This window comes from Kitasatospora sp. MBT63, from assembly GCF_000710465.2.
Taxonomy (GTDB): Bacteria; Actinomycetota; Actinomycetes; order Streptomycetales; family Streptomycetaceae; genus Kitasatospora.
Window position 1 is genome coordinate 1 of sequence record NZ_JAIZ01000010.1, and the last position, 10,510, is coordinate 10,510.

Genomic DNA, 10,510 nt, shown 5'->3' on the forward strand with positions numbered 1-10,510 from the left:
CACGCTGATCTCGACGGTCGGCGGCGCCAGCGGCCCGCTGTACGGCAGCGCGCTGCGGGCGATGGGCGCGGCGCTGCCCGACGGGCCGGCGGACGCCGCCCAACTGGCCGCGGCGCTGGCCGCCGGGCTGGCGGCGGTGCAGGGGCTCGGCGGGGCCGTCCTCGGCGACAAGACCATGGTGGACGCCCTGGCCCCGGCGGTGGAGGCGTTCCGGGCCGCCGCCGACCGGGGGCTGCCGCAGGCCGCCGAGGCCGCCGCCCGGGCCGCCGAACAGGGCGCCGCCGCCACCGAACCGCTCCAGGCCCGCAAGGGCCGGGCCTCCTACCTCGGCCCGCGCAGCACCGGCCACCGCGACCCGGGCGCACAGTCCACCGCACTGCTGCTGCGGGCACTGGCCACCGCCGCCGGGGCGCCATCGGCCGGGCCACCCGGGTGAGCCGGACCGGGCGGGTCAGCCGGACCGGCCGGGGCGCCCGGTGCCGTTCCCGTCGGCGCGGCTGATCAGCATCAGCAGCGCGTCGTCCCCGAGCTCACCGCCGGTGTGCACCAGCAGGTCGGCGTAGACCCGGCCGACCGCCGACTCCAGTTCGGCCGGGGAGCGGGCCGCCCCCGACACCAGCGGGCCGACCCGCTCGGCCAGCGGGTAGAAGTCACCGGTGCTGTGGTGCCTGGCCTCCACCACCCCGTCGGTGTACAGCACCAGGACGTCGCTCGCGCCGAACGGCACCCGCATCGCCTCCGGCTCCCCGACCGCGAGGCTGCCGAGCCCGAGCGGCACCCACGGGTCGGCGGCCTCCAGCACCGTCACCGCGCCGTCCCGCCCGACCTGGATCGGCGGTACGTGCCCGAAGTGCAGCAGCTCGACCTGCTCCCCCTCACCGAACTCGGCGAACAGCGCGGTGGTGAACTCACCGTCCGGTACGTGCCGCTGCACGCTGGCCTCGATCCGGGCCGCGACCTCGGGCAGCCGCCGCTCGTCGTAGGCCGCCTCACGGAACGCGCCGAGCACCACGGCCGCGGTCTGCACCGCGCCCAGCCCCTTGCCGCGGACGTCGCCCACCAGCACCCGGGTGCCGTTCGGTGTCTCCAGCACCGAGTACAGGTCGCCGCCGATCCGGGCGGCGTCCGCCGCGGAGACGTACCGGACGGCGAGGCGCAGCGGCCCGACGGCCGGTTCGGGCTGGCGCAGCAGCGCCCGCTGCGCGGCCTCGGCGACCGAGCTGACAGCCGCGAACGCCGCCGCGCGGCGCATCCGCAGGCTCGCCACCCAGGCGCTGAAGACGGTAAGCGCGAAGTAGCTGAGCATCGCGCCGAACAGGAACCGGCCGTCGTTGAGGTCGGCCACCTGGTCGTAGTAGCTCAGGCCGATCAGCGCGGCCAGGCCGACCGCGCAGACCGACAGCAGTTCCATCGGCCGCAGGGTGAGCCCGGCGATGGACGGGACGACCACCATGAGCGGGGCGAGGTAGCGGTCCTGGCCGGAGAGGAAGTCGGCCAGTGTGACGATCAGGATGGCGAGTGCGGCGGGCGCGGCCCGGCGCCGGAACGAGAGATCCTGCAGGTCGGTGGCGAGCAGCGCCCGGCTGCGGCGGGACTGCGGCACCGCGCCGGCTCTGGGCAGGCCGGGCCTGCCGCGGCTGTTCCAGGACACCTTTCGAACATATCGGACACCTGGTCCCCCCGCGCCGCGTCCCGGCGGGCGGGCTCGCGGGGACGCCGGGACGGCCCGCGGCTCCGGTTGGGCCGCTCGGCCGACCGGGCACCAGAACGGGCGAATCCCCGCGATCCGGTGCCGGGGTTGCGGCCGGCGGCAGCCATGCTGCGATGCAGAGCACACGCACCGCCCCACCCTGAAATACCCCTGGGGGGTATGGTGTTGTGAGTAGCCAGACCCGCGGGCGGCCGCCCGCGCCGCCCCACTTCCGGAGGTCCCCGTGTCCAGCACCATCACCTACACCGTCACCGGCATGAGCTGCGGCCACTGCGAGAAGTCGGTGAGCGCCGAGGTCTCCGTCCTGCCCGGCGTCACCGAGGTCGCGGCGGACGCCAAGGCCGGCACGGTGACCGTGTCGGCGGCGGCGCCGCTGGCCGAGGAGCAGCTCCGGGCCGCCATCGACGAGGCCGGATTCGCCCTGGTCGGCCAGGCGGTCTGAGCCCCGCCGCGGGGCGGTCCCGGTGGACCGCGGCCGCCCCGACCCCGGCCCTTCCCCCCTCACCGGCTCTTCCGATCGGAGCAGACCGAGCCATGAGCACCACCCAGGGCATAGCCCCCGCCACCGAGCGGGTGGAACTGTCGATCGGCGGGATGACCTGCGCCTCCTGCGCGGCGCGGATCGAGAAGAAGCTCAACCGGATGGACGGCGTCGAGGCCACGGTGAACTTCGCCACCGAACGGGCCCGGGTCGACTTCGGCCCGGCGGTGAGCGTGGCCGACCTGATCGCCACCGTGGAGCGGACCGGCTACACCGCGGAGCTCCCCCCGCCCCCGCTGCCCCCCGAACCGGCCGCGCACCCCGCCCCGGGGCAGGCCGCGGCCACCGAACGGCCCGCCGCCGGGCCCGACCCGCTCCGCGACCGGCTGCTGGTCAGCGCCGCGCTGGCCGTCCCGGTGGTCCTGCTGTCGATGGTCCCCGCCCTGCAGTTCGACAACTGGCAGTGGCTGGCCTTCGCCCTCACCGGCCCGGTCGTCGTCCACGGCGGCCTGCCGTTCCACCGCGCCGCCTGGACCAACCTCCGGCACGGCGCCGCCACCATGGACACCCTGGTCTCGCTGGGCACCCTGGCCGCGTTCGGCTGGTCCGTGTGGGCGCTGTTCCTCGGCCACGCCGGGATGCCGGGCATGCGGCACGGCTTCACCCTGGCGGTCGGCGGCGAGGACGCGTCGAGCACGCTCTACCTGGAGACCGCCGCCGCCGTCACCGTGCTGATCCTGCTCGGCCGCTGGTTGGAGGCCCGCTCCAGGCGCCGGGCCGGAGCGGCCCTGCACGCCCTGCTCGACCTGGGCGCCAAGGACGTCGCGGTCCTCCGCGACGGCCACGAGGTCCGGCTCCCGGTCTCCCTGCTCACGGTCGGCACCCGGTTCGTGGTCCGGCCCGGCGAGAAGATCGCCACCGACGGCACCGTGGTCGAGGGCAGCTCGGCGGTCGACGCCTCGATGCTCACCGGCGAGTCCGTCCCGTTGGAGGTCACGGCCGGCGACCCGGTCACCGGCGCCACCGTCAACGCGGGCGGACGGCTGGTGGTCGAGGCCACCCGGATCGGCGCCGACACCCAGCTGGCCCGGATGGCCCGCCTGGTCGAGGAGGCGCAGAACGGGAAGGCCGCCGCGCAGCGGCTGGCCGACCGGATCTCCGCGGTCTTCGTCCCGGTGGTGGTCCTGATCGCGCTCACCACCCTGGTCGCCCACCTGCTGGCCACCGGCAGCCCCACCGGGGCGTTCACCGCCGCCGTCGCGGTACTGATCATCGCCTGCCCGTGCGCCCTGGGCCTGGCCACCCCGACCGCGCTCATGGTCGGCACCGGCCGGGGCGCCCAGCTGGGGATCCTGATCAAGGGCCCCGAGGTCCTGGAGACCACCCGCCGGGTGGACACCGTCGTCCTGGACAAGACCGGCACCGTCACCACGGGCCGGATGTCCCTGGTCGCGGTGCACACCGCGGACGGCACCGGCGAGGCCGAGGCGCTGCGCCTGGCCGGCGCGCTGGAGCACGCCTCCGAGCACCCGATAGCGGCGGCCGTGGCCGGCGCCGCCGCCGAACGGCTGGGCGCACTGCCCGCCGTCGACGGCTTCGAGAACACCCCCGGGCTCGGCGTACGAGGCCACGTGGACGGGCACGCCGTCCTGGTCGGCCGGCCGGCCCTGCTGGCCGACCACGGGCACCTGCTGCCGCCCGCCCTGGCCGAGGCCGTCCGCGCCGCCGAGGCCGCCGGCCGGACCGCCGTCGCGGTCGGCTGGGACGGCGCCGCCCGGGCCGTCCTGGAGATCGCCGACACCGTGAAGCCGACCAGCGCCGCGGCCGTCGCCGAACTGCGCGCCCTGGGCCTGCGCCCGGTCCTGCTGACCGGTGACAACCGGGCGGTCGCGGCATCGGTCGCCGCCGAGGTCGGGATCGCCCCCCAGGACGTCCTGGCCGAGGTCCTGCCGGAGCAGAAGGTCGCCGAGGTCCGGCGGCTGCAGGCACAGGGCCACTCGGTGGCGATGGTCGGCGACGGCGTCAACGACGCCGCCGCGCTCGCCCAGGCCGACCTCGGCCTCGCCATGGGCACCGGGACGGACGCGGCGATCGAGGCCGGCGACCTGACCCTGGTCCGCGGCGACCTGCGCTCGGCCGCCGACGCGATCCGGCTCGCCCGCCGCACCCTGGCCACCATCAAGGGCAACCTGTTCTGGGCGTTCGCCTACAACGTGGCCGCGATCCCGCTCGCCGCGGCCGGGCTGCTCAACCCGGTGGTGGCCGCCGCCACGATGGCCTTCTCCTCGGTCTTCGTGGTCACCAACAGCCTGCGGCTGCGAAACTTCCGGGCCTCCTGACCCGCCGCCCCGCACCTGCGGCGGCGGGCGGGCCCGGACGGCGTCACCGTCCGAGCAGCTCGCCGCCGTTGCAGTGCAGGATCTCGCCGGTGATGAACCCGGCGTCCGGCGAGGCCAGGAAGTAGACCGCCGACGCGACCTCGCCGGACTCGCCGATCCGGCCGACCAGGGTGCGGGCCGCCCGCCGGGAGACCTCCGCCTCGTCCAGCCGCGGCCCGAAGAACTCGGTGCCCGAGACGGTACCCGGCGCCACGATGTTGGCGGTGATGCCGGAGGGACCGAGCTGGGCCGCCAGGAAGTGGTTCCAGGCGTGCAGCGAGGCCTTGGCCGCCCCGTACGAGCCGGCTCCGCGCAGCGCGGCGATCGAGCTGACCGTGACCACCCGGCCGGAGCCCGGGGTGAGCCGGTCGCGGATCGACTCGGTGAGCATCACCACGGTGAGCACGTTGCGTTCGAAGTCCCCGCGCCAGCGGGCCAGCACCGCGTGCGGCCCGGCGCCGATCACGGTCTCCCGGCTGCCGGCGTTGTTCACCAGGACGTCGATCCGCTCCGGCAGCGACGGCAGCACGGCCTCCACCGCGTCCGGGTCGGCGAGGTCGCACACCACCGGGGTCACCCGGGGACCGAGCTCGGCCGCGGCCCGTTCCAGCACCGCCCGCCGCCGCCCGACGATCACCACCTCTTCGCCCGCCTGGGCGAACCGCCGAGCCACCTCGTACCCGATACCGGTGCCACCACCGGTCACCACGACGTTCCTGGTCATCTGCGCAACACCCTCCCTGCCCAGCCACCGCTCCGCCGCACTTGCGGGGCGGTCCGTCCGGAATGGTCCGATTCCTATCACGCTGGGTTGCCATGACTGCGAGGAGGGTGACACAGCGCGCCCGACGTAGGGTGTGATAAGGGCCGCGAACGGGCCCGCCCGAGAGGCGACAGCGGAAGCCTTACGAGGGGTGGCACCAGGCGCACACGGAGCGTGGCGAGAGCCAACTCACACCCTCTACCCGTAACTTTGCGCCCCCAGTTACGTCTTACCTTGTACAGCGCGGCAGCTTTCGGTGCGCGGGACCGGTGGAACCACCGTGCCCGCCCTCGGCCTCTGCCGCCGACGGGGCTCCGGCGGGCCCCGGGACGGCCGTCGGCATCGACCGACCATCGACCGACATCGACGGCCTTGGCGCACGACGCCGGGGTACGACCAGGTCCGGGACGCTTTGAGCGGCCGTCTCCGGGCCCCGGTCACTCCCGGGCGTCGTGCGCGCAGCTTGTGTCCCCGGGTGGCCCACACCCCGCCCGCGGACGCCGAAGGGCCCGGCCGCACCAGGCGGCCGGGCCCTTCGTCACACCCGGGGGCGACGCCTCGCTCAGCGGGCGTCGAGCGGCACGTAGTCGCGGATCGCGGTGCCGGTGTAGATCTGCCGCGGACGGCCGATCCGGCTGGTCGGGTCGTTGATCATCTCGTGCCAGTGGGCGATCCAGCCCGGCAGCCGGCCGAGCGCGAACAGCACGGTGAACATGCTGGTCGGGAAGCCCATGGCGCGGTAGATCAGACCGGTGTAGAAGTCCACGTTCGGGTAGAGCTTGCGCGAGACGAAGAAGTCGTCGCTCAGCGCGTGCTCCTCCAGCTTGAGCGCGATGTCCAGCAGCTCGTCGGACTTGCCCAGCTGGCCGAGGACCTCGTGCGCCAGCTCCTTGACCAGCGCGGCACGCGGGTCGAAGGCCTTGTACACGCGGTGACCGAAGCCCATGAGCTTCACGCCGTCCTCGCGGTTCTTGACCTTGCGGATGAAGGCGTCGACGTCGCCGCCGTCCTTCTTGATCTGGTCCAGCATCTCCAGCACGGCCTGGTTGGCGCCGCCGTGCAGCGGACCCCACAGCGCCGAGATGCCCGCCGAGATCGAGGCGAACAGGTTGGCGTGGCTGGAACCGACCAGGCGCACCGTGGACGTCGAGCAGTTCTGCTCGTGGTCCGCGTGCAGGATCAGCAGCTTGTCCAGCGCGTTGACGATCACCGGGTTGAGCTCGTAGTCCTCGGCGGGGACCGCGAAGGTCATCCGGAGGAAGTTCTCCACGTAGCTCAGGTCGTTGCGCGGGTAGACGAAGGGCTGGCCCATCGCCTTCTTGTACGCGTACGCCGCGATGGTCGGCAGCTTCGCCAGCAGGCGGACCGTCGACAGGTGACGCTGGGCCGCGTCGAACGGGTTGTGGCTCTCCGGGTAGAACGTCGAGAGCGCACCGACCACCGAGGACAGCATCGCCATCGGGTGGGCGTCCCGCGGGAAGCCCTGGTAGAAGCGCTTCACGTCCTCGTGCAGCAGGGTGTGCTGGGTGATCTCGTTGGTGAAGACCGCGAGCTCGCCCTCGGTCGGCAGCTCACCGTTGATCAGCAGGTACGCCGTCTCGATGAAGTTGCCGCGCTCGGCGAGCTGCTCGATCGGGTAGCCGCGGTAGCGGAGGATGCCGTTGTCACCGTCGACGAAGGTGATCGCCGACTTGTACGCAGCGGTGTTGCCGAAGCCGTTGTCCAGGGTGACCAGACCGGTCTGCGGGAGCAGCTTCGAGATGTCGAAGCCGGCGTTGCCCGCAGTGCTCTCGACGACGGGGTACTCGAACTCGTCGTCCCGGTACCGCAGTACTACCGATTTGTCGCTCACGTCTTCCTCACCGACGAAATGAATCCTCATCCGAGTGCCTGACCGTCTCTACGATCCCCCATCCGGAGGATGGCCGCGCACCCGGGGTGGGCCGGAAAGGGGCCCGTCCTACAAAAGCTGTCGCCGCAGCCGGTATGAACCGGACAAGATCGGCACCAGACCAGGTTCCGCCCTAAATCTCTTCACGTCAAGACAACCTCCGACCGTACCCGACCCTTGGGCGATCATCCAGTTGCCAACCGGTGGTCCAGCGCCGAATGCCGCCGACCTGCACTGACGGCCCGGACCGCCTGACCGATCGCCCTGCGCGACCCCACCAGCACAACCAGTCGTTTCGCCCGCGTCACGGCGGTGTAGAGCAGATTTCGCTGCAGCATCGTCCACGCCGACGTAGTGACGGGAATCACCACTGCCGGGTACTCACTCCCCTGCGAACGGTGGATCGTCACCGCGTACGCGTGCGCCAGCTCGTCCAGCTCGTCGAAGTCGTACGGCACCTCCTCGTCCTCGTCGGTCAGCACCGTCAGCCGCTGCTCCTCCACACTCAACGAGGTCACCACCCCCACCGTGCCGTTGAAGACCCCGTTCAGCCCCTTCTCGTAGTTGTTGCGGATCTGGGTCACCTTGTCCCCCACCCGGAACGTCCGCCCGCCGAACCGCCGCTCCGCCAACCCCTCCCGGGCCGGCGTCACCGCCGCCTGCAACAGCGTGTTCAGATTCCCCGCCCCCGCCGGCCCCCGGTGCATCGGCGCCAGCACCTGAACGTCCCGCCGCGGATCCAGCCCGAACCTCTGCGGGATCCGCCGCGCCACCACGTCCACCGTCAACCCCGCCGCCCGCTCGGTGTCGTCCTCCGCGAACAGGAAGAAGTCCGGCAACCCGTCCGTGACCGGCACCAGCCCCTCGTTGATCCGGTGCGCGTTGGTCACCACCCCCGACTGCTGCGCCTGCCGGAAGATCCTGGTCAACCGCACCGACGGCACCGGACCACCCGGCGCCAGCAGATCCCGCAGCACCTCACCCGCCCCCACCGACGGCAACTGGTCCACATCCCCCACGAACAGCAGGTGCGCCCCCGGCGCCACCGCCTTCACCAGCTTGTTCGCCAGGATCAGATCCAGCATCGACGCCTCGTCCACCACCACCAGGTCCGCGTCCAACGGCCGGTCCCGGTCGTACGCCGCATCCCCACCGGGCCGCAGCTCCAACAACCGGTGCACCGTGGACGCCTCCGCACCCGTCAGCTCCGCCAACCGCTTCGCCGCCCGCCCGGTCGGCGCCGCCAGCACCACCTTCGCCTTCTTCGCCAGCGCCAGCGTCACGATCGACTTCACCGTGAACGACTTGCCGCAACCCGGCCCGCCCGTCAGCACCGCGACCTTCTCCGTCAGCGCCAACCGCACCGACTCCCGCTGCTCCGGCGCCAGATCGGCCCCCGTCCGCTTCGCCAACCAGCCGAGCGCCGCCTCCCAGTCCACCTCCGCGAACCCCGGCATCCGGTCCGACTCCGCCCGCAGCAACCGCAACACCTGGTTCGACAGCGACACCTCGGCCCGGTGGAACGGCACCAGGTACACCGCCGTCACCGGCTGCCCCTCCGCCCCCGGCACCCGCTCCCTGACCACCCCCTCCTCGGCCACCAGCTCAGCCAGGCAGTCGATCACCAACCCGACGTCCACCTGCAGCAGCTTCACCCCGTCCGCGATCAGCCGCTCCTCCGGCAGATAGCAGTTCCCCTGATCACTGCTCTGCGACAGCGCGTACTGCAGACCCGCCTTCACCCGCTCGGGGCTGTCGTGCGGGATCCCCACCGCCTGCGCGATCCGGTCCGCCGTCAGGAACCCGATGCCCCAGACATCGGCCGCCAGCCGGTACGGCTCGTTCTTCACCACACCGATCGAGGAGTCGCCGTACTTCTTGTAGATCCGCACGGCCAGCGAGGTCGACACCCCCACCCCCTGCAGGAAGACCATCACCTCCTTGATCGCCTTCTGCTCCTCCCAGGCAGCCGCGATCATCCTGGTCCGCTTCGGCCCCAGCCCCGGCACCTCGATCAGCCGGCCCGGCTCCTGCTCGATCACCTCGAGCGTGTCCACCCCGAACTGCGCCACGATCCGCTCCGCGAACCGCGGCCCGATCCCCTTGATCAACCCCGACCCGAGATACCGCTGGATGCCCTGCACCGTCGCCGGCAGCACCGTCGTGTAGTTCTCCACCGTGAACTGCTTGCCGTACTGCGGATGCGACCCCCACCGCCCGAACAGCCGCAGCGACTCCCCCGGCTGCGCCCCCAGCAGCGCACCGACCACCGTCAGCAGATCGTTCGCCCCACGGCCCGTGTCCACCCGGGCCACCGTGTAGCCGGTCTCCTCGTTGGCGTAGGTGATCCGCTCCAGCACCCCCTCCACCTGCGCCAACTGACGCTGGACCTGGGCCTGACCCGAAACCTGACCCGAGGCCTGACCGCCCTGCGGCTGCGCCGCCTGCCGCTGCTGCGTGGCCACTGGGCCCCCTCTCGCTACTGGTGACCGTCCGCTACGCACCGTACCTCCCCGCGCCGACAGCGGTGGCCACGGCGATCAACCCGACCGACGATGCAGAGAGAGCTCGCGCACCCACCGCACGGTCACCCCGCAAGGGAGCACCCGCCATGGTCACCCTGGGCCCGCCGGTCCTGCACAGCCCCGACCCGGCCGCCTCCGCCGCCTTCTACGGGGCCCTGCCCGGCCACCACGGCACCCTGCCGGCCATCCGGCCGACCCCGGCCGGGCTCACCGCTGCGGCCTGGACACCGGCCTTCCTGACCCCCGACCCGGACGCCGTCACCAGGCGCATCCTAGCCGCCGGCGGCACCGCCGGCGCCGACGGCTTCGGCGACCCGACCGGCGCCGAGTTCACCCTGGACCACCATCCGGCGACCGACGACCCGACCGACACCCGGCCCTGGACCGAACTCCTCAGCGTCGACACCGCCGCGGCCAAGGCCTTCTACTGCACGGCCCTCGGCTGGACCGGCCGGGACATCCCCTTCGAGGGCGGAACCTACACCGTGCTAGGGGCCGGCCCGCACGAGAGCACCGGCGGCATCCGACAGCTGCGCGCCGCCGAAGCCGCCACCGGCCTCGGCTCCCACTGGCTGCCGTACCTGGAGGTCGACGACATCGACGGTCTCATCGACCGGGCCCTGCGACTCGGCGCCGTCCTGCGGGAGCCGGCCCGGCAGAGCCCCGGCATCGGCCGTACCGCCCGGCTGACCGACCCACAGGGCGCCCATTTCGCAGCAATGGCCCGGAAATGCGAGAAGCCCCTCCGGGGAACCCGGAGG

8 protein-coding genes are annotated in these 10,510 nt (G+C 72.9%); 4 read left to right on the forward strand and 4 right to left on the reverse strand.

Annotation, left to right across the window (positions count from 1 at the left end; all coding sequences use genetic code 11):
* A partial coding sequence (dhaL, locus tag AA75_RS00750) for a dihydroxyacetone kinase subunit DhaL (RefSeq protein ID WP_033817683.1) occupies positions 1-436 on the forward strand: 436 nt, incomplete at its 5' end.
* Positions 437-451: 15 nt separating this feature from the next.
* On the opposite strand, the gene AA75_RS00755 is transcribed toward dhaL, so the two are convergent.
* Positions 452-1,651, reverse strand: a complete 1,200-nt coding sequence (locus tag AA75_RS00755) for a PP2C family protein-serine/threonine phosphatase (protein WP_051811479.1) — start codon at positions 1,649-1,651, stop codon at positions 452-454.
* Positions 1,652-1,934: 283 nt separating this feature from the next.
* Here AA75_RS00755 and AA75_RS00760 point away from each other — a divergent pair, with 283 nt between their 5' ends.
* Both AA75_RS00760 and AA75_RS00765 read left to right on the forward strand, forming a co-directional pair.
* Positions 1,935-2,153, forward strand: coding sequence for a heavy-metal-associated domain-containing protein (locus AA75_RS00760; protein ID WP_033817684.1), 219 nt, complete (start codon positions 1,935-1,937; stop codon positions 2,151-2,153).
* Positions 2,154-2,245: 92 nt separating this feature from the next.
* Positions 2,246-4,531, forward strand: a complete 2,286-nt coding sequence (locus AA75_RS00765; protein WP_033817685.1) for a cation-translocating P-type ATPase — start codon at positions 2,246-2,248, stop codon at positions 4,529-4,531.
* Positions 4,532-4,574: 43 nt separating this feature from the next.
* Here the strand turns inward: AA75_RS00765 and AA75_RS00770 are convergent, their stop codons facing one another.
* The 3 genes from AA75_RS00770 to AA75_RS00780 all read right to left on the reverse strand — a co-directional run bounded on the left by AA75_RS00770 (position 4,575) and on the right by AA75_RS00780 (position 9,602).
* Entirely contained in the window at positions 4,575-5,294 is a 720-nt protein-coding gene (locus AA75_RS00770) for an SDR family NAD(P)-dependent oxidoreductase (RefSeq protein ID WP_051811481.1), read from the reverse strand.
* 601 nt (positions 5,295-5,895) lie between these two features.
* On the reverse strand, positions 5,896-7,185 hold the full coding sequence (locus AA75_RS00775; RefSeq protein WP_033817686.1) for a citrate synthase: 1,290 nt from the start codon (positions 7,183-7,185) through the stop codon (positions 5,896-5,898).
* Between the two features lie 224 nt (positions 7,186-7,409).
* Complete coding sequence (locus AA75_RS00780) at positions 7,410-9,602, reverse strand: ATP-dependent RecD-like DNA helicase (protein ID WP_033817689.1); 2,193 nt, start codon at positions 9,600-9,602, stop codon at positions 7,410-7,412.
* 233 nt (positions 9,603-9,835) lie between these two features.
* Here AA75_RS00780 and AA75_RS00785 point away from each other — a divergent pair.
* A partial coding sequence (locus tag AA75_RS00785; protein ID WP_051811483.1) for a VOC family protein occupies positions 9,836-10,510 on the forward strand: 675 nt, incomplete at its 3' end.

Bases quoted from the DNA above. Each gene is read 5' to 3' on its own strand.
- AA75_RS00770 (WP_051811481.1), bottom strand. From the start codon at position 5,294: ATGACCAGGAACGTCGTGGTGACCGGTGGTGGCACCGGTATCGGGTAC.
- AA75_RS00765 (WP_033817685.1), top strand. From the start codon at position 2,246: ATGAGCACCACCCAGGGCATAGCCCCCGCCACCGAGCGGGTGGAACTG.